Source organism: Massilia aerilata, assembly GCF_042656905.1.
In the GTDB taxonomy this organism is placed as follows: domain Bacteria; phylum Pseudomonadota; class Gammaproteobacteria; order Burkholderiales; family Burkholderiaceae_D; genus Telluria; species Telluria aerilata.
The window spans coordinates 285432-306271 of record NZ_JBHSMZ010000024.1; the positions used below are offsets into that span (position 1 = coordinate 285432).

Sequence of the window (20840 nt, forward strand, 5' to 3'; positions counted from 1 at the left end):
TGAGACTATTTCCGCGCTTATGCCGCCTTCACGCTCATGAGTGCGGTCTTCGGGTAGTCGCACATCTGCAGGTCGATCGGCCGCACTCGCTTCATGGCGTCCGGATCAAACAGGCGCGTGCCGCCGGCCAGGACGATCGCGAAGACCAGCTCGGAACACCACCATCTGCTCGTGTCTGCCCAGTCTTCGGAATAGGTCAGCGGGATGCCGATGGCGCCGGCCCAGTCGTACCGTTTGGGCGCGGCCGGCGGATCCGGATCGCACTGCGCTTCGGCGAACTCGATGGCCGCGTCAAGGTCTGGCACCAGGACTTGCATGTCGCGGTAGATGACGACGCCTTCCATCAGCTCGGCCACCGTGCCGGCGCGGCATCCGTGCGTCATCGATGCCTCGTAGGCGCGGTTGCCGATGATGGCGATGGCGTGGCTGAACTGGCGAGAACCGGACAGCATCCCGACCGCCAGACTGATCGGGTTGAACGGCCAGCGGCTCGTCAGGCGAACGGTCACGTAACCAGGGCGGCGCATTTACACCCCCAGCGCCGCACGCACGCCGGCGATGAAATCGTTCCAGGCCTCGGCGGCCGCGGCCAGCGCCCCCGGCGTCTCGGCGGCGCGCATTGCAGCCTGACTGGCGAAGCGCTGGGCGCGCATCGCCTTTTGCGCAGACCGGAAGGCATCGGCCCGGGCAATGATCTGGTCAGCGGCCCACTGGTTCGTTTGCGCCTCGCCTGTCGGATTGTATTGCGCATAGCTCGAGACAACCACGTCGACCTCACCCTCGTAACCGGCCGCGGCAAAGACGCGCGCGGTTACCTCGGCGTCACGGTATTCTTCGACACGGTTTCCGACTGCTGCAGCGGTTACGGCATCTACATCGGAATAAGTCGAGCTTATGGCCTCGCTTTTCAGCGCGTCCAAGTCGACTATTGATACGGCCGCCGGCGCCAATTCGATCCCCTCGCGCGCTTCGTTGGCGCGGTAGTTGACCCAGGCCGGCGCCAGCTCCTCGTCGATGACGATCATGCGATCAACGTGTTCTTCCGGCGGCACTTGAAGATAGCAGCCGTCGAGGGTGCCGTCTTCGTTGTAGGTGACGTAGCGAGCCGCCTCATGCGGCTGCGGTTCAGTGAGATCTTCCATCAGGCTACCTTCCTAAATGCGAGTTCAGAGTACAGCTCGTTCTGGCCGTTGTTCAAGGCAATGCCACCGCTCGACCCGGTGCCGACGCAGGCCTGAACCAAGGAAAACTGCTTGTTCCCAGTTGCCCAGGTCAGGCGGAATCCGCGCACGGATGAGCGCCCATTGATTGACTCCGTCGTGCCGACCGCTATCGGAGTGCTGTCGGTAATGTTGCGCACGTACACGCGATGATTTGACGCGCCGCTCCACGCGTTTCCGTCGAAATCATACGTGCCGGCCGGCAGCGTAAGTACGCCGCCGCTAAGCGATGCGCCCGGAATGGTGTTGATTGCTACGGTGTTCAGTGCCCGAATTTGACCGTTCGTGTACGCGGGTGCGTTCGCGCCACTCGCGTATTCTTCGCGCACGTAGATCGTCGGTGCAATCAGGTCCCCAGCAGCACCCTTGTCGCCGGTGCGCTGGAAATGCAATATGACGGCATCGCCGTTGGCGAATGGGCTGGCCGAACTACTGTCGCGTGGCGTCAAGGTCAGTAACTTGTACCCATTCACGGCAGAGACGTTCGTGATGTCAAAAACCAACCACTTTGACGTGTCGCCAACCTTGGTCAAACGCAGCGAGCCTTTTACAGCGCTTGTCGAATCACCGAACCCATTCAGCAAGCCCGAGACGGCAGCACCAGAGGCGCTGGTCAGATTGATTGCCGCATAAACCGAAGCATTTTGAGCGGGGTTGCCGAGCCGCAGCTTGCCGGCGCCAGGGTCAGCCATTACGCTCGAACTGTCGAACGTGTACGGAATCGCATACGCTCCGCCAGCTGCGAGACTGTTCAAGCTAGCGATAAACGCATTCAGTTCGGTGACAAAATTGATCAGCCAGGCGATGAAAGCGTCGACCATTTTTGCAAAGGTCTTGCGGTCACCCCGCTGCGGCTTGCTAGGCGGTGGTGTTAGTGGCACTAATAACTCCTTTTACGTTGAAAGAAAGCTGGCAATCCTGGGGAAAGTCGTACGAGATCTCGAGGCTGCCCAAGCCGTAGCAGCGCAGCGCGAAATCTTCCGGGTTACTACTGGCGATCCAGACGGCCGGAACGTCGAGCAGACGCTGGCCGATTTGATTGACGTAACTTGCCTCAGACCGATCGAGCCAAGCAGTGCCGGCCAGATCGGTGCTCTTCTTGCGGGAGCGGATGGTCGTATTGCCGTACTCATCCTCACCGACATAGCTGTAACTCTTCGGCTTGACCTTGACCCCATATTGGGTGGCGCCGAGCTGCCACTGAGTACCCAAGACCAGCCCCGCGCACCCGACCTTGCCACTGGCCTTCGACAGGGTCACCGTCACAAAGCACTCGTAGTAGGGATCCAGCCCTGTGATTAGAAAGTCCGGCAAGGGCTTGAACGGGTCCCAGAAATACTCGTCCCAGTCGCTCGGCGCCGATGCCTCAAGCTCGATCGTGTTTTGATAGATGATGTTGCCGCCAGGGGCATCATGAACGCATACCTGGGCCAAATCGGCGTCGACCACGCCATAGATGGAGTCAATCGCAACTCCTGGCCGGAGCACGACCGTGAGTGTTTCATCGGCCTCGGACGAGGTACCGATCGAGCCGTCAAACATCGCCCAGCGATTGGTCGGACGCACTCTGGTCCATTTCGCGGCGCTGCCGTCCGAATTCTGCTCGGGAGTGTTGCCCAAGTTGTTTGCGACGGCGCTCTCGTACACCTGGTGCGTCTCGGCACGGCGCACACGGTCGCCGGCCGCGTAGGTTTTAGTCGCGATGTACAGCGGCGCGTCGTCATCGTCGTTCTCGCTCAAGGTCGAGAAGATCAGGCCGTAATCAGGAGCGATGCTGTCAGCAGCGCGAGTGACGGCCGCTGCGGCTGTCGGAATGTAGCTGGTGGCCTTGCGGCCTTGCTCAAGCTGCGCTCCCCAAAACAGATGACCCTCGCCGACAGCGTACGCAGGCGCAAGGATAAGCTGCCCTGTGGAGCTGCCCAGGCCGATCATGGTGACTGCGTTTCCCGCGGGGAGCGTGCCCGAAATTGCGATGCGAACGAGTCCGGCCGCTTCTTCGAGAAATTCACATGTAATTGTTCCGGCCGGTAAGGCAACGGCAAAATATTCACGGGTGTCGAGGTTGATGCACACCCTAAACCCGGTGGCGAGCTGCAAGAGCACGTAAGGCGATGCTGCAAGCTTGCCGACGAATACCGAGAGCGTCCAGTCGCCCGCAGTCAGCACTTGGGACTGGTATCGGTAGCCGCAAACCGTTGATGCGCCATTCAGCTGCGCGGCGATCAGGTTTGCCGACATTTGCCCATCCGGCGCCAGGGCAAAATTTTCCGTTGCGGAGCCGGCATTCGGGTCGGTCGACCACAAGGTCGCAAACCGCTCGCTGTACTTGAGCAGATTCGTTGCCGCCGGCTCTACCAGCGCATATGGTGCCTTCGTCAAATCACTCGGGTCATACGTCACCGCCAGGGTATCTACCGGCACCTGTACCAGCGTGCCGGTTCGGTCGTAGACGTATTTGGGCGACGCGCGCGTGATCGGCGTAGCCTCGCTCAGCGCGATCGGCTCAATATTGCTAAGTGTTTTCTCCGCGTTCACTGTGCCTGCTCCATAAACATCGCGTTACCACCAGCCGTCACCTGGTCGAACTGGTCGGCGAGTTGTTTCATGCTCGAGGCGATCCGGTCCAGCGCGTCCTGCTGGCGCGCGACGGTGCGGCGCAGCTCGCGGATCTCGGCCGCCTGGGCATCGTTGTTGTTCGAAGGGGTACGCAGCGCGTCGATGATCGACTGCGTGCTGTGAATCCTCGACGCACCAGTGGCCTCGATCTCTACGCCGACCTCGCCGACCGCGCGGATGCCGCCGCCGAAATCGCCGCCCTTGGCAAAGCCCGGGATCTTGTGCAGCTTCTTGTACTCGTCCGACTGCATCATCTGGTCGCGGATCGTGTCGATCGACGAGCCGGTATCGAGCCAGTAGTCCAGGCCGGCGGCATCGGCGGTGCGGCCGAGCAGGTCCTGGTACAGCTTACGAACCTGCGCCTCCGCCGAGTTGGCGATGCTCTCCTTGATCGCGTCCAGCGACGTGCCGCCGGCGGCGACTTCCTGCCAGTACTCCAGGCCCGCCGCATCCGGTGCGCGCCCCAGGTAGCCTTGGTAGGCTGAGTTAATTCCTTGCGTGGCCGCGACAATCGGGTTGGCCAGCGCCGACTGGATCTGCAGTTGGAAAGCACGTAGCGCATCGTCGATCGAGAGCAGCGTGGTCGACTGCCCTTTCAGCTCGTCCAGCTCGGCCTGGGCCTTGGTCAGGATGCCGTCCAGCTGGTCGGCCTGTCCCTGCAGCGCGGCGAGTGTCTGCTCTTCGGCCGACAGGGAGTCATCGGACAGCTTGGCCAGCTCCGAGATATCGCTCTGCGTCGACCTGGTCGCCAGGAGGTAATCCTCGTAGCTCGCATACTTCGTCGTGTCCTGGCTGACGATGCCCAGGGCGCGCTTCAGACTGTCCGTGTTCGAAACCTTGCCGCTCGCGCGCGCGATCGCCAACGATGCCTGGATCTCGGCCCTGGCTGCGGCAACGTCGGCGGCACCCTGGCCAGCCAGCTGCATGCTGTCGAGGGCGCCGTGCAGGCTACCCGAGAGCGCGCGTGCCGCGTCGACCAGCTTGTTCTCGGCATCGATGCGCACCTGCAGCGCGGCCTTCTCGCGTGCGACAACCTGCTGCAGGACCGAGTAAGCGCTGTCCACTCCGCCCAACAAGCTGCCGGCAGAATCCTTCATGGCCTGCAAAGCCGTCGCCGCGGCGTCGATGGATTCTGCCGCAGCGTCCGCTGCAGGGTACAGTTGCGCAAACGCTTCAGCATTGCCAAGCAACACAGCAACGGCCGCCGAGCCGGCCTCGCCCAGCGTCATCTGAGCCTCGACCTGGGCGCGGTACTCTGCGCGCGTCGCGGGCATCTGCAGCCCGACATTCTTCAGAGCCGCGGTGACCTGGTCGGTGACGGCTGCAGCTTTCTCGCCTTCGGTGTAGAACGCGTCGTAATACGCAGCGGCGCCACTGGCCAGCGCGTCGATCCCGCCCGACGCCTTCATCAACGCCGATACCGCCGCGTCGCTCAAGTCCGAAAAGCCGACGAGCCGCTCGCTCATCACCGTAAGCGCCTCCTGCGTTGAATTGATGGTGTCGGCGAATTCCACCGCCGCATCCGCTGCCGGATACAGTTGCGCGAATGCTTGAGCATTACCGAGCAACACCGCAACGGCGGCCGCGCCGGCCTCGCCGAGCTTCATCTCGGCTTCGACCTGGGCGCGGTACTCGGCGCGCGTCGCGGGCATCTGCAGGCCGACATTTTTCAGGGCCTCCGTGACCTGGTCGGTGACGGCCGCAGTCTTCTCGCCTTCGGTGTAGAACGCGTCGTAATAGGCGCTTGCGCCGCTGGCCAGGGCGTCGATCCCGCCCGACGTCTTCATCAATGCCGAAACTGCTGCGTCGCTCAAGTCGGAAAAGCCGACCAGCCGCTCGCCCATCACCGTCAGCGCCTGCTGGGTCGCATTGATGGTATCGACCGCCTTCGCCAGGTCTTCGAGCGCCGGCGCATCGCCGAGCCCGTCCAGCATGTCATTCGCCCAGCCAGGCAGGCCGATGTCGTCCAGGGCCGTGCGCACAGACCCTGTCAGCGCAGCCAGGTATTGGGCCTGGCCTTCAGCGCCGTCGCCGAATTCCTTGGGCGCCCAGCGGCTGGTGCGGGTGTCCTGCCAGTCGAGGATTTTTTCGCCGAGCCTGGAGATCACCAGTCCGCCCCATGCGCCGTCCTTGGACGAATCATCGGCAAAGGCGGTGGCGACCGCATAGCCGGCCTTCTGGCCGAACGACACCGCGGTGCTGTCCAGGATCCCGGCCACGCTCGCGGCGAGGCCGGAGACGAAGTCTTCGGTACCTGCCGAGGTTGCGGTTTTCTCGAAGTGCAAGGACTCGGCCCGGACGACCGTCGTGACACCGCCGGTGGAAGATGCCGCGCCGCCGGTATGAGGCGTTCCTGAATGGTCGAGGGACTTGGCCAGCGCGACAACTGCACCGACGCCGAGGGCGATGGGCCCGAGGGCGCCGGCGAGCATGCCGATGCCGGACATGGCGCCGGCCAGCGTGCCGGTACCAACCAGGGAAGCACCGGCCGCAAGCGAGCCGGTCAGCGTGGTCGCGCCCGTCAACCAGCCGGCGCCCGCCATCAACGAGCCAGCCATGCCGCCGGCACCGAACAGACTGCCGGCCATGCCGCCAACCATGCTACCGACACCGCTACCACCGCCAGTCGCGGCATTGGCCGGGCTGGCAGTACCAAGCAACCCTGAGATTGCGCCACTGAGGGGCGCCATTACGCCTTGGATGGTCGGCTTCAGGACCAGAGTGGCAAACATGTTTTTAACGGAATCGCGCAGGTTCTCGGCATAGCCCTTCCCTGCTTCGAAGCCACGCCACAGCGCATCGGTCAACGACTGCTCGATTACCTGGCTGGCGCGCTTGCTTTCCTCCTGCAGCGCCTTCGTGGCCTCGTCAATCGCATCGTGTGCCGCGGATACGACTTGGGCATCCTTGAGTCGTTTGAGCGCATTGATCTTCCGCTGAATATCCGCAACTCCCTGGTCAGTCAGCACGAGCGACTGCTTCGACGCCTCGAGCTCGGCGATCTGCGCCTCCGTGATCGCCTCTGGCAGCATGCCGTACGTGCGGACCTTCAGCTCCAGTGTCTCGACCTGCTTCAGGATCGCATCGATCTCGCCCTCTGTCGCAGCGCGCGCAGCGTCGTAGACCTTCTTTTCATCTTCGGCAGCTTTGATGGCGGCATCGCTGGCGGCCTTGATACCGGGCTGCTTGGCCAGCAGCGCAGCCTGCGCGGCGGTCAGCTGCTCGATCGACAGCGTGCCCTTCCCGTAAAGCTTGCTCAGCCTGTCCCAGTCCTGGGCGAAGGAGCCGGTCAGGCCAGACAATTCGGCCAGCAGCTTGGCCTGCTCCTGCTGTTCCTTGTTTGCCTTTTCGGTCGCGGCGGCAATCTCGGCGTTGCTCTTGCCGACCACCGTCCCATGCTTGGCGATCCCGGCCATGGCGTCGACGGCTGCGTTACTGCTGCCTTCCCAGGCGGCTGCGATCGAGCGCGCGGTGGCGGCCCAACTGTCACCGATGTCGGTCTTCCACTGGCGTCCGATGTCGCGGGCCAAGCTGAAGTCGCCGTGCAGCAGGGCGACGACCTGGGCGCCGGCGGCGCCGATGGTCTTGCCGACCGTCGAGAACACTTCCACGATGCCCACGCCAACCGTGTACAGAAGCTTGAGTCCAGAAGCCAGGAACTGTGCCGTGTTCTTGAGCCGGTCGCCGCTGGTCATCGTGGTAAGGAACTGGCCAGCCAAGTTGCTGAGCGTCGGCAGCAGCTCGGCCGCGATCCCGCGCGCCACGCCTTGCGTGCCCAGCGCCAGGAAGTCCAGCGTGTCGTTGAAGTCGCCCGCCTTCTCGACGGCATCTTCGCTCAGCGACAGTCCGAGCTTGTGCGCCATCTCGTCCATCTCGCGCAGGCCTTCCGATCCTTCGTTCAGCATCGGGATCATGTCGGCGCCGCTCTTGCCAAAGGCGGCGATGGCCAGCGCGGTCTTCTGCACGCCATCGGGCATACCCGCAAACTTGTCCGCCAGCTCGTACAGCACCTGCTTGTTGCTCTTGAAGCTGCCGTCCAGGTTTTTCGAGCTGACGTGGAGCCTTTCCAGCGTTTCATTACCGTCAGCCATCCCCTTCGACAGCTTGCTCATTGCACCGAGCAGCGCATCGCTCTCCATGCCGCCTTTCTGGAAGGCCAGCTCGAGGCCTGCGAGATCCTCGACGGCGACGCCGATCTTTTGCGACAGGTCGCTCGCTGCATCGGTGGCGTCGATCGCGCCCTTGATCCAGCCAGTGAAGGCGGCCACCGACAAGGTCACGCCAACGGCGCCGAGTACTTTGTTGATGACACCGCCAGCTTTCGATACGTGCTCTAGCGAACCCGTTGCCGCAGCACGGAAGCGCTCGAATTCGGCGATCGCCTTGATGGCATCGGCTGTGATGACTACCCGGGAAGTACCTGTCATTTCTTACGTTCTCTCCACGCAGCGAGGGTCGCGCGCTCCATTACCTGCAATTCCGAAAACAACCTTGACCAGTCCTTGCGGCGAATACCCCAGGCATCGCGAACCACCTCGACGCCCGGGTAGCTAAGGCCGATCGCGCCGCCCGGGCCGACTGTCCACTGGGTCGATACCGCCTGGAAGAAATTCCAGGACCGGACGTTTTCCGGCCACAGGTACAGTGGCTCGACCTTCTCTTCCTGGTAGACAGGCGCCAGGCCGAAGGCTGCGGCGGCCTCATCGACGGCGGTTCGGTCCTCCTGCAGCTGCTCCTCGCTGACGATCTGGCCGAGGGCAGCGCAGCGCGCGACCTGCGCTAGTTTTTTGCGTGTGCGCTCGTTTCCTTGGCGAAGGCGTTGAAGCAGACAAGGGCCATGCCGCCGATGTCCAGCAGCGCATCGAAGGCTTCCGGGCAGAACTCTGCCGGCTGGCCGGTCTCCTCGTCGTTGACCAGGCGCTGGCCCTTCCAGTCGGAGGTGACTTCCTTCAGCACCTCCTTCATGTCGAAGCCGCCGCCGTTGATGCGCTGCTTCAGGTCCTCGGCTTCGAGCCGCGAACAGGTCAGCGAGAACTTGAACGGGACGGGCTTGCCGTTGGCGTCCTTGATGGAGCCCTGGACGGGCACCAGGACGGTCGGGCTGATAACGGTGGTGAAACGCTTGCTCATGGTGTTCCTTGTATGGTTGCGGGGCCGGAGCCCCAAATGGTTTAGGCGAAGCTGGTCGCGATGCGGAATTCGTCGTTGCCGGTCACCGGCAGCGCACGCAGCTTGTAGCCGATCAGGCGCTCGCCGTTCAGCTCTTCCTTCGTTGGCTCCTTGAACTGGGCGGCCGACATGAACACCAGTACCTTGTCGTTGGCCACGGTACCGTGCGTCAGGCCGATACTCGACTTGGCGGCGCTCTTGACCATGGCCATGAACGCAACCTCCTGCGCCGCCGTCTGTTTCAGCTTGACCGCACCGGTAATCTCGCGGTCAGTGATCGCGATCGACTTCCCGCCCAGCAGCTTCTGGAACGTCGCTGCAATGCCCAGGTCGATGGTCAGGCCTTGGCTCGGGTAGTTGGTCCCGCCGACGAACGCCGGCGCAGTTGCCGTCGCATGGGTGGCGCCGATGACGATGTCGCCTGAATTGTCATCCGTGACGATTTGCGGCACCCGCCATGCGGTCAGCGTCGTGCTCGGATTGACGGCTTCCGCAATGCCGCCGTCGACGCCCATCAGCTTGTAGCTGATGACCGGCTTCTCGCCGACCGTCAGGTTCAGCGTGGCCGTACCGCGTACGCCCAGCAGTTTGTGCAGCACGCCGTCGTCGTAGTAGTAGACCGTCGACGATTCGAAGCTGCCCGAGATCGGGGTGTAATCGACCCGTACGCCCGCGGTGATCGTCTCGGCGAAGCCGATGGAGCGCATCAGCGTGCCCCACGCCGGCGCGGTGCCGGCGGTGCCGGAGCCGACCAGCTCGATGTCGAAGTCGCAGGTTACGTAGCTCGCGCCAGGCAGCTCTTCGGATGCGCCGAGGTAGTCGCGGATGATGCCGCGCTTGACGTACTCCGCATTCAGCGGATTGATCGACATGTTGCTGACCACCAGCGCATTGGCGGCGCCGGTCGGCAGCGAGTCGGTGCCGTAGATCGTCTCGAGCTTGGCCAGGATGACGGTCTTGCGAATCAGACGTTCAGTTTGTCCAGGCATGCTTACTCCTGCTCGGTTTGTTCTGGCACCGGTTCATGCTTCACCAGCGCACCGGTTTCGGGGATGCGGGTGTAGCTGCCACCCGTGGAGGGGTTCTGCTGCACCTCAGCGACGGGCTGTGCAGACGTCTGCACTTGGCCGCCCACGGTGGTCTCCGGCGAATCGCCGGTGTCGATCAGATCGTTCATAACTTCAGGGTTCTCCCATTGGTTTGGTGTTTCACTACGAAGCGCGCCGTCACGCAGGCAACGCTGTTGTCTAGTTGGTCGAAGTCCCAGGCCAGGGTGTCGCCGGCCAGCGGCTCGATGTCCATGACGCCGTAGCCGAGATCCGGCCCTGCAGCGAGCGCGTCGAAGACCTGCTCGAGTACTAGGTCGGCGACGGCGCCCGGCACATCGTTGGCGCCGTCGCGGCCGTAGCACTCGATGTCGATCAGCGTGCTCCAGCTGGTGCGCCCGCCGAGCATGCTGGCCTCCTGAGACGCTGCGCGTGCAAGGCGCACGACGACTGCGGAATCCTTATTGCTGCTGAGCGACCGTACCCGGTTCATGTCCACCCGGCCGCCGGCGATCGCCAAGGCCTTCAGGTGGTCGCCGAGGGCCATCGCAATGGCCATGTGCCGGGTAGTCATGCTTTCTCCAGGAAGACCATGCTGAGGCCCGAGGGCAGCTCACTGTCGGCCTGGCAGTCGGCAACCTTCCAGGCAGCACCGTTGACGGTGATCGTCATGTCGTCGAAGTCCGCCGGCATCCGTTCGTTGGCGATCACCATCTGCGGCGCTGCTGCACCCATGCCGACGCCAACCATGCCCGCCTTGTACTCGGCGTCGAAGATGACCGGCACGCCCTCGCCATCGATGACGGCGAGCGCGTTGGCCAGGCGCTCCATCGCCAGCCGGTTCAGTCGGGCCTCGAGCTGGTCGAACATGATCAGGCGTTGATCTTGATGCGGACGGTCGCGGCGCCGGCGCCGGCCGGTGCGGTTGCGTAGCCGGCCACGACGTTCGGTGCGGTCGCCGTGGTGGTCAGACGGAAGTCGTCCGCGTCCCAATACAGCACGTCGCCCTGTGCGACCACGTCGGTGGCCAGCTTGTTGACGGTCCACACGCCGGTGACCGCTACCGAGCCGGTGGTGAGGGCGGGGATATCGCCCAGGGCGATACCGACGCGCTTGCCCATCGCGACCATGGCGCCCGACAGGACAGCGACGCCGCCAGCGGTGTAATCGAGCACGTCGCCTTCTTGTACGTAGTTCCTTGCCATTACTGGCTCCTTTTGAATTCAGGGAGCGCCGCCCGCGCGGCGCTTTGGATGGATGGTCGGGCTTATGCGCCCACGTTCACTGCCAGGGTGCGGAAGTCCAGCGCCTTCACGCCGGCATCCATGCGCACCTTGAATTCGACGCCGTCGCGGGTCCAGCCGTCCTGCTGCTCGAGCGTCGGCGCCTGGTTGCCGTCCAGGTACTGGACCTCGACGGTGTCATGGACGTTCTGGTCGGCAGCGCCGTACCAGCCTTTGGCCGAGGCGGCATCCAGGCGGGCGTCGCTGATGACCTCGAAGGTGCCGCGCACGGAGTTCGGCACGGTATTGTTCTTGGCGCCGGCGCCGACTTCGAATTCGCTGTCCTTCACGACTTTGGCCGTGCCTTCCAGAGCTACCGGCACCAGCAGCTTCGCCAGGCGAATGTTCAATGCGGTAGCAGTGCCTTCGGTCTGCTTGGCCATTGCCACACGCATGGCATCGACGGATGCCGTATTGATGCCGGCGCCGGCCAGCAGATTGCCGCGGTCTGCATGGAACAGCTCGCCACCATCGGCCATCAACGGATTGCCAGTCAAGATCGCGTACACCAGGTCACCGATGGTGCGGATCGCGGCACGGCCCATCCGGCGCGGGATCTTGGTGAAGGCGTCCAGCTCGTCGTTGATGATGGTCTGGCGGGTCAGCGAGAACATCTTGCCGTAGGTGGCCAGCTGCACCGTCTCGCCGCGCTCGCCGATATCCGCGTAGCGGTACTCGCCACCGTCCTGGATCTTGTCCAGCGACGGGAAGGTGTTCAGGTCGAGGCGCTTGCCCGGCTTGAAGTCGCCCAGGGTGCCGATCGAGGTCCACAGCTGGAAGGTCTCGTCGGCTTCCTCATAGCCCTTCATCATTGCCTTGCCGGCGACGTTGGCCAGCAGCAGCGGGAAGTCCGAACTGGTATGCGTGAACGCGGCCGCAACCATGTCCATCTTGCCCATGCCGCGCGCGCTCACGCCGGCATGCGCCAGGCATTCGCGCGCCAGGTCCATCAGCGAGAAGCCGCGGTAATTGTTGGCGGCGTCGTCCTTGGCGATGCTGCCGCGAGCCAGCAGAGAGGCTTGGGCGCCGGTGCGGAACTTGTCGCGCTCGTCTTCCATCGTGACGATGTAATTGCCGGCGACGGGCTTGGCACCGCTGCCCAGGTGGGCCAGCAGCTTGGTGTTGGCCTGCTCGACGGTGCAGTCGTGATCGTCCGCGCAGGCAGCCTGCAGGGTCGGCACGCCTTCGACGCTGGTGAACTTGGCGAATGCAGCAGCGATACTTGCGCGGCGAGCCTTGTCGGCATCCAGTGCAGCTTTCGCGGCAGCCTGGGCAGCTGCCTTCTTCTCTTCTTCGGTCATTGTGTTGCTCTCTTTCGATTTTGGTTGAGGCGCGGCCGCTGCCGCCGGGGTGGTGATCGGCTGCGGGAACGATGCGTACCGCGCCTTGATCGAATCTTTCAGTTGCGCGCTGGCCGCTACGGGCAGGCCGGCAATGATGGCGTCGACCAGCTTGGCCTCGCGCGCCTGCTCGGCGGTGTACCAGTGGTCTTTGCCATCGATCAGCAGTGCGAGGAACACGGCCTTGTCGTCGCCGGTCTTGGATGCATAGGTGGTCGACATCGCGTCAGCCCAGCTGTCGAGCATGTCGGCGTAGTCGCGCATTGCCGCGCTGTTACCCTGCTGCCATCCCCAGGGTGCGTGCAGCATGAGCTGTGCGTTCTCGGCCATCTCGACGGTGTCGCCGGCCATCGCGATCAGGCTGGAGATCGAGGCGGCGATTCCGTCGACGACCGTGGTGACGTTGGCCTTGTGACGCTTGAGGGCGTTATGGATGGCGATGCCATCCGTCACCGATCCGCCGTAGCTGTTGATACGGACGGTCAGCTCCTCGACGTCCAGGGCGGCGATGTCACGGACGAAGTTCGCGGCGGTGATGGTGTCGCCATACCAGCTCTCGCCAATGTCACCATAGATCAGGATCTCGGCGCCCAAGGCCTGGGCGCCGCCGGCCGCCGCGCTCACGCGTGCGTGTGGCCGGATGGTGTACCACTTCGCCGGCTCGTTCTGGGTTGCTGTCGCCATCGTTGTTCCTTATGGATTGCTGGTCGTGTTCGAAGTCAACAGTTTGTTTCTGATGCAGTCTCATTTCTAGGGAGAAATGAGACTGTTTTTGCCGAGGTACGAACGAAAAAAAGGCCGCGCAATGGCGGCCGTTTGTGCGGAGCCAGGGACGCTCAATCGCCCTTGTCGTCCTGCTGCTGCATGGGTGCGGGCGGCGCAGCCTTGTCCTTGTTGGCGAAGTTCGAACCGAACACCAGCCCCTTCTCCGCGCACTCGTCGCGGTGCGCCTTGATCTGCTCGAGCACGTCGCGCGGGTTGACGCCGCGCTTGCGCATGACCTCAACCTCACTGGCAAAGCCGTCCTCGACCAGGGAATGCCAGGCCAGCGCCTCCTTGAGCGGATCGATCCAGGGCATCGACTGGCCGACGAACAGCGCGTCGTCGGCGCTTTCCGGATCTACGTCGCGTGGAATCGGTACCACGCCCGACAGATGCGCCGCCAGCACGAAGTCGTTCCAGACCGGCTGCACGAACTGGCCGACGAACTCGTCGCACAGCACGGCGTAGTGGATCCACTGCTCGACCAGCTCCTGACGCTGCGACGAGTAGGTGCCGCTGTAGTCGCGCGCGATGCTCGAGTAGCTGCCGCCCAAGCCTGCAGCTACGGCGCGCAGCTGGCCCTGGCGGAAGGTCACCAGGTTAGGATTCGGCCGGTTGGAATCGATCATGCCGATCTCTTCGCCGACGGCGAGGTTATCGATGATCATGCCGGGCGAAAAGTGCAGCTCGCGTGGCTGGCCGGCGCCGCCGCTCTCTCCGGTGCCTTGACCAAAGTCCTCGGGCGCGCCCTTCTTGACGTAGGCCGTCAGCGAGGCGGCGACCTTTGCCGCGACTCGCTCCGACTCCTCGTAGTCCTTGATGTCCTCGAGGCGCGTGATGACACTCGCGAACTCCGACACCCCGCGCATCTGGCCGATGCGGTCGACCGAGGCGATGTGATGCATGCGGCCGGCGTCGACGCGCTTGAGATCGTAGCTGCGCTTGGTCCAGCTTTCGCCGTCCGGGAATTCCTTGTAGGCCCAGTAGCCGGTGGGTTTTCCCCAGGCGTTTCGCTCGATGCCCTGCCGGATGCCGCGGGCCGGGTCGTGGTAATCGAACGGGATGAGGTCGGGCTCGATCAGCTCCAGGGAGTACGGCACCTTGGTGCCGTGGTCGAGCAGCGGCACGGCGCCGATCAGGCGCTGCGAGAAGCACTCGCCATCGCGCAGCCAGGTCTTGGCCACCAGGCGCTGGACCTTGCTCCAGTGATGCCGCTGGGTGACCTCCGGCGTCTGCTGCCAGTCGCGATAGGCCTTGCGCAGCGCGGCCGCGTACTCGTTGTGGATCGACCCGTCCTTGCGCCGCGGCTGCGGCTCGATGCCGATGCCGGCCGGCCCGACCACGTTGTTGACCAGCGTGCGCAGGGCGCCGCGGGCGATGTCGTGGTTTTCCTCGAGGTGCCGGGCGAGGCCGCGCAGGGCAACAGCGCCCCGTTGCGCGCTGGCGTTCGGCGAGCCGTTGGCCTTCCGACCCTTGCGCATGCGCGAAGGATTGGCTGCCTCGTACTGGCCCAGCACATTTCGTGCAGCCAGGCGCTTGAGACCAGCCGAGGGCCAGAGGTAGGCGATGACCTGGTCGACGGCGTTGAGCCGGACCTTGGGGCGCGGCATCATGTCAGCGGTCTCCGAAGCTGGCGACCGAGAAGGACATGCCACCGATCGACGGGCGGCCGGCCGTGTTGCGCAGCTCTTGGCCGACGCGCTGTTCCCACTCTTGACGGCCCTTGCGGATTTCTGCGAGATCCTCCATGCCCATCGATCGCCCTTGGAAGGTGATCGTCTTGCCGGCGAGGACGGCCTTTTCGGCATCGAGGTAAAGTTGAAGCATTGTTGCTGCTGGGGTCATTGGGCGCTCCTTGATCTGAGCGGCCAACACTACCGAATGCGCTGTCTCATTTCTAGGGAGAAATGAGACTTCATTGAATGGCAAAAAAAGCAATCTGAATCGCTTGAAATGGAACAGCTAAATCCCCATCTCCCTGCCATGTTGGCTATATACCAACTATTTATTATTTCATTACCATAGGGAACTGAATGAACACTCCGAGTCCAAGACTAAAGTTGGTGAATGTCCGCGATCCAGGCACCGAAAATGAACGCGTCATGATGCGTGCTGTCGATGATCTGGATCTGGGCAATTACATTGTCACTGATACTACATACAACCAAGACGGCACCGTATCGAACAAAGTTCGTCACGTCTACGAATTCGCACCGAAGAACATAAAAAAAGGGGATTACGTCGTACTCCGCAGTAAGGCGGGCAAATACAAACTGGGCACGCTGGATGACAACGTTACCCCCTTGCACTATTTATACTGGGGTTTGAACTACACGATTTGGAATGAAGATGGCGATAACGCTTGGCTTCTGTTCGCTCAGCGCAATTTGCGGCAGTCTGTTGCGGTTGCACCGTCGAAATAATGCCTCCCTCAGCTGGGGAGACGATCTGTAAGGGAGCGTCCAGGCTAATTCGTAGTCTCGCTGGTGGGACGTTATTTGAGCGATGACGTCCCATCAGTAAATCCTAGTCGCCCTTCAGGATCTTATAGAACTGCGCCCGGCTGATGTTGTACTCGACCATCAGCTCGCGGCGGTTGCGGCCGTTGTACTTCGCCCGGATCGCGACGGCCCGCGCCTCGACGTCGACGTCGCTCTTCTTGATGTAGACCTCCTGCCCACCCCACTGCGTGCGCAGCATGGTGTCGATCTCCCTCTGCTTCTCGGGCGTGAACACGGCTAGGCCGAGCGTGGCGCCGACCAGGTTCACGAAGCAACCGACGATATCAATGTGTTCGCTCTGCATTATTCAAATCCCCTGCTGGACCAATCATCGGACGCGAAGCGGTTGCTCGTTGTCCTGCTCTGTGCCGGCGCCGGCGGCGTGGCCGGTACCGCTTTTTTCGGTTGCTGCTGTGCTACCGGCGCGGCCGGCTTCGCCGGCTCGGGCGCGGGCGGCGGCGCGCTGAAGAGGTCACCAATCACCGGCTGCACTTCCGCTTCCAGCGCCTCCCACCACTTCGCCGGCTTCTTCGCCAGCTCGAGGTGCGTCTCGAGCCAGACCGCGTAGACCGTGCAGTCCCACGCTTCGACTCGCTTGCGCAACGCCGTCCAGCGCGATTCCTTTCCGCCGGCGGTAGCACGTTCCACTCGGGCTTCGCCAGCCATTTGTGCGAAATATTCATCGGTCGATTCCTTCGAAAAGTGCATGTAGCCAGGACCAGGCCTGGTGATCTGCAGCCGGCCGTAGATCAGGTCCTTGGCAAGGTTGGTACCGACCTGCCAGAGGATCAGGCCGCGCTTGCGGGTCTTGCCGCGCCAGTCGATGTCGACCTTCGACGCGCCGTCCTTGATGTGCTTCTCGCGCCCTGAGCGCCCCTTCACCGCGTAGATGCGCCGGCCCAGCGCAGCCTGCGTGTGGACGAAGCTGTAGACCGCTTGGGTGTGGTGGCCACCGGTATCAATCGCCGAGGCGAAGATCTTCAGCTGCTGGCCTCCGGCGTGCGGGAAGTCGGTCTCGAACAGGTACTCGGCGACGTCCTGCCATACCTGGTCCTCGTTCGGATTGCCGTAGAAGATCCGATGGTCGATCTTCCAGCTCTCGCACCCGCGGCCGTAGCCGCGCACAGTGACCTCGATGCGGTTGTCCTGGGTGTCGCAGCCGGCCAGCAGCCGCACGCATCCCATCGGCACGGTAGCGAGCTTGTAGGGCTCGGCGCGCTCCTTCAGCTGGTCGGCGTCACTCTTCTCCTGCTCCAGCGCCCAGGTCTCGCCGAGCGTGGTGTTGGTGAAGGTCTTGAGCTTGGTGATGTCGCCGGCCTGCGCCTTCTCGTACGCATCGAGGAATTCCTGGACGATCGTCGACCAGGTCACCAGTGGGCTGTACGCGGTCCAGACGTGGAACGCGATGTGCGCCAGCGGCGCAATCTCCTCGCCGGCCGCGTTGCGGAACACGCCGGCGGCGTCGATCGTGATGCTGCCATCGGCGTTCTGCCAACGTCCCTGGTCCGCGACGGCCAGGTACTGCGCCTGGGTGAACAGGCAGGTGCAGTGCGGGCACATGTGCCGCACGGTGTCCGGATCACGGTTTATCCACTTCAGGCCGTGGGCGTCATCCTTCTTGCCCCAGGTGAGCGAATGGAACTCGCCACATTCAGGGCACGGGATCGCGTACTTGAAACGCTCGTCGGCCGCGGTGTAGCGGTCATCGATGAGGGAGAAGCCCTGCAGCTTCGGCGTCGAGCCGGTGATCAGTTTCGGGAAGGTCGCGCCTTCCACCCGTTTCTTGGCCAGCGCGTCGGGCGAGCCCTCCTTCTCGATGTCGCGGTCGAATGCGTCCAGCTCGTCCAGCAGCGCGACGTCGACCGAGATCCGGCGATAAGCGCGCGCAGCGGTTCCGCCGCGGGTATGCAGCAGGCAACCGAGGAATTTCTTTTGCGCGAGCGTGTTGTCCTTGTGCCTGGACACATGGGCCGGCATCGCCTTGCGCATCACCTTCACATCGCGCAGCATCGTGTCGAGCTCGGTCTTCACGAACTCGTCGCTGTCGCCATCGGTCGGCTGCCACAGCGCCTGGTTACGGCGCTTGTGCTCGGCGAAGTAGCCGACCGCGGCCAGAAGGATCTTCGTATAGCCGACCCGGGCCGACTTCTTGAAGTCAATCTCGCGGATGTCGTCGTTACTGATACACGCCAGGATCGCGCGCTGGAATGGCCACGGCACCCAGCTTTGCTCGACGTACGAGGACTCCTTCGACAGATAGAAGTGTTCACGTGCCCACTCCTCCAGTGTCACCGGCGGCGGCACCCCGAAGGTGCCGAGGCCGCGCGTCACCGTCTTGGCCAGCTCAGGCGATTCCCAGTGCACGACCTCGTGCATGTTGCTCATAGGTCGAGCTCCTCGCCCTCGGCGGAAGAATCGTCGTCGTCCTCGTCCGGCTCGCGCAGGTCGTCCAGCGACATGCCGGCGACGATGTTGCGTACCCGTGCGATCTCGCCGGTGATCTGCTTGATGTCGTCGGCCGACAGGCTCGGCACGCGGCGCTTCACCCCGCCGGGGATCGCCTCGAGGATGCCGGCAATCTTGCCGCCGGCCTTGGACAGCACTTCTTCGATCAGCGCCACCGGCGCCAGCTCGCTGCGCGTGACCGCGTTCTGCATCTCGATCTTCTCGCGCTGCGCCTTGGCCAGGCCGGCGCGCTCGGTCGCCAGGTCCAGCTCACCATTCGCCGCGCGGCCGGCGGCCTGCTCGCGCAGGTGGGAGCAGTAGGCCTGCAGCAGCTGATGGCCCACCATGTTTTTGTCGAGGATGCCGCGGCCGACCAGGTTACCGATGGCCTGCTGGCTGACGCCGACGAGCGCGCCGAAAGCAGCCTGCGTCATCGGCTTGGATAGGTCAAAGTCGGACAATACAACCCCCTTAGAACGGGTATGTGACTAGAGAAATTGCGGGGTTCGAATTACCCTTGCGCGGCCCCTCGCGGGAGTACCTTGGAAATTCTTCCGGGTCAGCGCTGGGTCGCCCGCGCCTCGGCCAGCGCCCGCGTGAACTCGGCGCCGAATTCCTTGTCGACGGTCGACGTGGCCACGAATTCGAAGTCGAAGATGGCCTGGTAGGTAACGCTGCGCACGAAGATCATCACGGGCCGGATGGCCGTGCCGCGCGCGAAGTGCACACGCTGGTAGATACCCCACGGCAGCCGGTCGCCCGGCCTGCCGACGAAGTACGAGACGCCCTGCTTGGACTTGGAGCCGCGCTGCAGGGACGCGCGCTTCTTGTCGGTCATGTTGGCCTTGTAGCCGGCCTCCGGGAACGCGCGGAAGTACGCCAGGATCTGGACGATCTGGCCGCGGTTCATGTTGCCGTAGGCGTCCAGCTCGGCGCCGTCACCTGGTACGACGCGATAGCCAGGCGGCAGGGCGCCGATCGACCGCAGCGCCCGTTCGAATCGCTTCTCGCCGCGCATGCCGCCCTTGATCTGTGCTGCCAGGTATGTGGCCGCCGGCGAGCTGCTCTTCCCCGCGAAGTCCTTCAACTTCACTTCGGCGGTGAGGTTGCTGCTGGTGGCCGGGCGGACGAACAGGCCCGACATGGTGAATGGGGTCGGCCGGTCGAAGATGTCGCGCATCTCGCGCAGCTCGGCCGCCTCGGCCTTCTTTGCCACACGGGTCAGGGCGACACGCGTGGCGAACTGGACCTGCTTCTTCTCCACCAGGATGCCGGCGGTGAGCTGCGTGATCGCATCGCGCACGTCAACGGTCATCGAGTTCTCCTGGTAGTGCAGACGCCTGCACATGCTGAGGCTGAAATAAAAATCCCCACGCTGCATGCGGCCGGCGTGGGGAGAAAGCACTGTGTTCAGTGCAAGGGAGACACAGCGGTGAAGCTGCGATGCGGCGGGCGTAAACGCAAAAAAGCCCACCGAGGTGGGCTTCATGCACTCTGACTCCGAGCATGGCGAAAATATATCCTAACTGGAACATTCCCGCAATCAATGATTTCTTGCGACAAGCCCGTGTTGCGTAAAGTGTGGTTCGAGCCGGGCTAGCGCCTGGGCCTCGAGAGCGCGCAGGTGCTCCTTGATCTTCTTTGCAGCCCGAAGGTATTGCGTGTGATTGCCGCCGAACTGCTGGGCCAGGTCCCGGGAGCTGATGTCGATCCTGCTGTGGTTGGCGTACAGGCGACCGAGCATGCAGTCGAGCGCAAGCTGCGGGATCTTCGGCAGCAGCGGCGCGAGCCATTGCGACAGCCCTTGGATCGCGGCAATGCGTTCGGCCGAGAACGCGAAGCGGCGGGCGCCATCCGCATCCTCAAAGTCGGTATGCCCGTACCTGGCCTGCAGCACCCACTTCTCCGCATCCGGAAGCTTGGTGCGCACCGCCTGCGCGACCAGGGCACACTGCGCCCGAATGTCGAGCCTGCTCAGCCCTTCGAAGTTGACCTTCGCGTTACGCTCGCCGCGCAGCTGGTCGAGCCAGTGACGCTGCTCTTCCGACGCCAGCTGCACTTCCTCCATGACACGGAGCAGCGCCTTGCGCAGTGGTGCGCCCTGCGACGCTCCCTGCGCCATCACCACGTACGCCACATGCACGGCCTGGCTTACATCTCCGAACACCGCACCGCCCATTTCCATCGCTTCCATCTGCACTATTCCTTCCATTTTCGTTCTTAAGAGCAACCCGTTAACATCATTCACATACCCTTAACACTCCTATCCCTTTGTTTTTATTACCTTTGTTAAGGGTATGAAGGGTATTAAGGGTTATTTCCAACTTCTTGTTTCCGATACTTCTACTGCTTCATCCTTTTGCCGCCCTCACTTGCGCGTGCGCGCACATATAGGCGGACCCTTCATACCCTTCACATCGTTCACATCGCCTTTATCTACGGGCTTTCGTCGTGTGAA

Annotated in this window: 21 protein-coding genes; 1 reads left to right on the forward strand and 20 read right to left on the reverse strand. The window is 63.2% G+C overall.

Annotated elements, in window-relative coordinates:
* Positions 1 to 17 precede the first annotated feature (17 nt).
* The 15 genes from ACFPO9_RS24800 to ACFPO9_RS24870 all read right to left on the reverse strand — a co-directional run bounded on the left by ACFPO9_RS24800 (position 18) and on the right by ACFPO9_RS24870 (position 15281).
* Positions 18 to 452 (reverse strand): hypothetical protein, encoded by a 435-nt coding sequence (locus tag ACFPO9_RS24800; RefSeq protein WP_379776334.1) that lies wholly within the window; start codon positions 450 to 452, stop codon positions 18 to 20.
* Positions 453 to 527: 75 nt separating this feature from the next.
* Positions 528 to 1142, reverse strand: coding sequence for a hypothetical protein (locus ACFPO9_RS24805; protein ID WP_379776337.1), 615 nt, complete (start codon positions 1140 to 1142; stop codon positions 528 to 530).
* Positions 1142 to 2101 carry a hypothetical protein gene (locus ACFPO9_RS24810; protein WP_379776339.1) on the reverse strand — a complete coding sequence of 320 codons (960 nt, stop codon included), beginning with the start codon at positions 2099 to 2101 and terminating at the stop codon, positions 1142 to 1144. Before ACFPO9_RS24810 ends, ACFPO9_RS24805 begins: the two co-directional genes overlap by 1 nt.
* On the reverse strand, positions 2079 to 3755 hold the full coding sequence (locus ACFPO9_RS24815) for a phage head spike fiber domain-containing protein (RefSeq protein WP_379776341.1): 1677 nt from the start codon (positions 3753 to 3755) through the stop codon (positions 2079 to 2081). The genes ACFPO9_RS24810 and ACFPO9_RS24815 overlap by 23 nt, the downstream gene beginning before the upstream one ends.
* Complete coding sequence (locus tag ACFPO9_RS24820) at positions 3752 to 8263, reverse strand: DUF4214 domain-containing protein (protein ID WP_379776343.1); 4512 nt, start codon at positions 8261 to 8263, stop codon at positions 3752 to 3754. Before ACFPO9_RS24820 ends, ACFPO9_RS24815 begins: the two co-directional genes overlap by 4 nt.
* Entirely contained in the window at positions 8260 to 8715 is a 456-nt protein-coding gene (locus ACFPO9_RS24825; RefSeq protein ID WP_379776567.1) for a DUF1799 domain-containing protein, read from the reverse strand. Before ACFPO9_RS24825 ends, ACFPO9_RS24820 begins: the two co-directional genes overlap by 4 nt.
* The gene (locus ACFPO9_RS24830; protein WP_379776345.1) at positions 8616 to 8966 is read right to left on the reverse strand and encodes a hypothetical protein; all 351 of its coding nucleotides are present in this window, start codon (positions 8964 to 8966) and stop codon (positions 8616 to 8618) included. Before ACFPO9_RS24830 ends, ACFPO9_RS24825 begins: the two co-directional genes overlap by 100 nt.
* Before the next feature lie 41 nt (positions 8967 to 9007).
* A complete protein-coding gene (locus ACFPO9_RS24835) occupies positions 9008 to 9994 on the reverse strand; it encodes a phage tail tube protein (RefSeq protein ID WP_379776347.1) in 987 nt (328 codons plus the stop codon).
* A 2-nt stretch (positions 9995 to 9996) separates the two neighbouring features.
* Positions 9997 to 10182 carry a hypothetical protein gene (locus ACFPO9_RS24840; protein ID WP_379776349.1) on the reverse strand — a complete coding sequence of 62 codons (186 nt, stop codon included), beginning with the start codon at positions 10180 to 10182 and terminating at the stop codon, positions 9997 to 9999.
* On the reverse strand, positions 10179 to 10625 hold the full coding sequence (locus ACFPO9_RS24845; RefSeq protein WP_379776351.1) for a hypothetical protein: 447 nt from the start codon (positions 10623 to 10625) through the stop codon (positions 10179 to 10181). The genes ACFPO9_RS24840 and ACFPO9_RS24845 overlap by 4 nt, the downstream gene beginning before the upstream one ends.
* Positions 10622 to 10921: a head-tail joining protein gene (locus ACFPO9_RS24850; RefSeq protein WP_379776354.1), complete on the reverse strand. Its 300-nt coding sequence runs from the start codon at positions 10919 to 10921 to the stop codon at positions 10622 to 10624. Before ACFPO9_RS24850 ends, ACFPO9_RS24845 begins: the two co-directional genes overlap by 4 nt.
* A gap of 2 nt (positions 10922 to 10923) precedes the next feature.
* Positions 10924 to 11256, reverse strand: a complete 333-nt coding sequence (locus ACFPO9_RS24855) for a DUF2190 family protein (protein WP_379776357.1) — start codon at positions 11254 to 11256, stop codon at positions 10924 to 10926.
* A gap of 62 nt (positions 11257 to 11318) precedes the next feature.
* A complete protein-coding gene (locus ACFPO9_RS24860; protein ID WP_379776359.1) occupies positions 11319 to 13358 on the reverse strand; it encodes a ClpP-like prohead protease/major capsid protein fusion protein in 2040 nt (679 codons plus the stop codon).
* 152 nt (positions 13359 to 13510) lie between these two features.
* Positions 13511 to 15049 carry a phage portal protein gene (locus tag ACFPO9_RS24865; RefSeq protein WP_379776362.1) on the reverse strand — a complete coding sequence of 513 codons (1539 nt, stop codon included), beginning with the start codon at positions 15047 to 15049 and terminating at the stop codon, positions 13511 to 13513.
* A gap of 1 nt (position 15050) precedes the next feature.
* Positions 15051 to 15281 carry a hypothetical protein gene (locus ACFPO9_RS24870; protein WP_379776365.1) on the reverse strand — a complete coding sequence of 77 codons (231 nt, stop codon included), beginning with the start codon at positions 15279 to 15281 and terminating at the stop codon, positions 15051 to 15053.
* A 188-nt stretch (positions 15282 to 15469) separates the two neighbouring features.
* Here ACFPO9_RS24870 and ACFPO9_RS24875 point away from each other — a divergent pair, with 188 nt between their 5' ends.
* On the forward strand, positions 15470 to 15859 hold the full coding sequence (locus ACFPO9_RS24875) for a hypothetical protein (protein ID WP_379776367.1): 390 nt from the start codon (positions 15470 to 15472) through the stop codon (positions 15857 to 15859).
* Positions 15860 to 15962: 103 nt separating this feature from the next.
* On the opposite strand, the gene ACFPO9_RS24880 is transcribed toward ACFPO9_RS24875, so the two are convergent.
* The 5 genes from ACFPO9_RS24880 to ACFPO9_RS24900 form a co-directional block, all read right to left on the reverse strand.
* The gene (locus tag ACFPO9_RS24880; protein ID WP_379776369.1) at positions 15963 to 16241 is read right to left on the reverse strand and encodes a Mor transcription activator family protein; all 279 of its coding nucleotides are present in this window, start codon (positions 16239 to 16241) and stop codon (positions 15963 to 15965) included.
* Positions 16241 to 18322, reverse strand: coding sequence for a phage terminase large subunit family protein (locus ACFPO9_RS24885; RefSeq protein WP_379776371.1), 2082 nt, complete (start codon positions 18320 to 18322; stop codon positions 16241 to 16243). Before ACFPO9_RS24885 ends, ACFPO9_RS24880 begins: the two co-directional genes overlap by 1 nt.
* Positions 18319 to 18843, reverse strand: a complete 525-nt coding sequence (locus ACFPO9_RS24890; RefSeq protein WP_379776373.1) for a terminase small subunit — start codon at positions 18841 to 18843, stop codon at positions 18319 to 18321. The genes ACFPO9_RS24885 and ACFPO9_RS24890 overlap by 4 nt, the downstream gene beginning before the upstream one ends.
* 98 nt (positions 18844 to 18941) lie before the next feature.
* The gene (locus ACFPO9_RS24895) at positions 18942 to 19697 is read right to left on the reverse strand and encodes a hypothetical protein (protein WP_379776376.1); all 756 of its coding nucleotides are present in this window, start codon (positions 19695 to 19697) and stop codon (positions 18942 to 18944) included.
* 228 nt (positions 19698 to 19925) lie between these two features.
* Complete coding sequence (locus ACFPO9_RS24900) at positions 19926 to 20576, reverse strand: hypothetical protein (protein ID WP_379776378.1); 651 nt, start codon at positions 20574 to 20576, stop codon at positions 19926 to 19928.
* Positions 20577 to 20840 lie beyond the last annotated feature (264 nt).

Excerpts from the sequence above, each read along its gene's own strand:
- ACFPO9_RS24800 (WP_379776334.1), bottom strand. The coding sequence starts at position 452 with ATGCTGTCCGGTTCTCGCCAGTTCAGCCACGCCATCGCCATCATCGGC.
- ACFPO9_RS24805 (WP_379776337.1), bottom strand. The coding sequence starts at position 1,142 with ATGGAAGATCTCACTGAACCGCAGCCGCATGAGGCGGCTCGCTACGTC.
- ACFPO9_RS24820 (WP_379776343.1), bottom strand. The coding sequence starts at position 8,263 with ATGACAGGTACTTCCCGGGTAGTCATCACAGCCGATGCCATCAAGGCG.
- ACFPO9_RS24830 (WP_379776345.1), bottom strand. The coding sequence starts at position 8,966 with ATGAGCAAGCGTTTCACCACCGTTATCAGCCCGACCGTCCTGGTGCCC.
- ACFPO9_RS24835 (WP_379776347.1), bottom strand. The coding sequence starts at position 9,994 with ATGCCTGGACAAACTGAACGTCTGATTCGCAAGACCGTCATCCTGGCC.
- ACFPO9_RS24840 (WP_379776349.1), bottom strand. The coding sequence starts at position 10,182 with ATGAACGATCTGATCGACACCGGCGATTCGCCGGAGACCACCGTGGGC.
- ACFPO9_RS24845 (WP_379776351.1), bottom strand. The coding sequence starts at position 10,625 with ATGACTACCCGGCACATGGCCATTGCGATGGCCCTCGGCGACCACCTG.
- ACFPO9_RS24850 (WP_379776354.1), bottom strand. The coding sequence starts at position 10,921 with ATGTTCGACCAGCTCGAGGCCCGACTGAACCGGCTGGCGATGGAGCGC.
- ACFPO9_RS24855 (WP_379776357.1), bottom strand. The coding sequence starts at position 11,256 with ATGGCAAGGAACTACGTACAAGAAGGCGACGTGCTCGATTACACCGCT.
- ACFPO9_RS24860 (WP_379776359.1), bottom strand. The coding sequence starts at position 13,358 with ATGGCGACAGCAACCCAGAACGAGCCGGCGAAGTGGTACACCATCCGG.
- ACFPO9_RS24865 (WP_379776362.1), bottom strand. The coding sequence starts at position 15,049 with ATGATGCCGCGCCCCAAGGTCCGGCTCAACGCCGTCGACCAGGTCATC.
- ACFPO9_RS24870 (WP_379776365.1), bottom strand. The coding sequence starts at position 15,281 with ATGACCCCAGCAGCAACAATGCTTCAACTTTACCTCGATGCCGAAAAG.
- ACFPO9_RS24875 (WP_379776367.1), top strand. The coding sequence starts at position 15,470 with ATGAACACTCCGAGTCCAAGACTAAAGTTGGTGAATGTCCGCGATCCA.
- ACFPO9_RS24880 (WP_379776369.1), bottom strand. The coding sequence starts at position 16,241 with ATGCAGAGCGAACACATTGATATCGTCGGTTGCTTCGTGAACCTGGTC.
- ACFPO9_RS24885 (WP_379776371.1), bottom strand. The coding sequence starts at position 18,322 with ATGAGCAACATGCACGAGGTCGTGCACTGGGAATCGCCTGAGCTGGCC.
- ACFPO9_RS24895 (WP_379776376.1), bottom strand. The coding sequence starts at position 19,697 with ATGACCGTTGACGTGCGCGATGCGATCACGCAGCTCACCGCCGGCATC.
- ACFPO9_RS24900 (WP_379776378.1), bottom strand. The coding sequence starts at position 20,576 with ATGGAAGCGATGGAAATGGGCGGTGCGGTGTTCGGAGATGTAAGCCAG.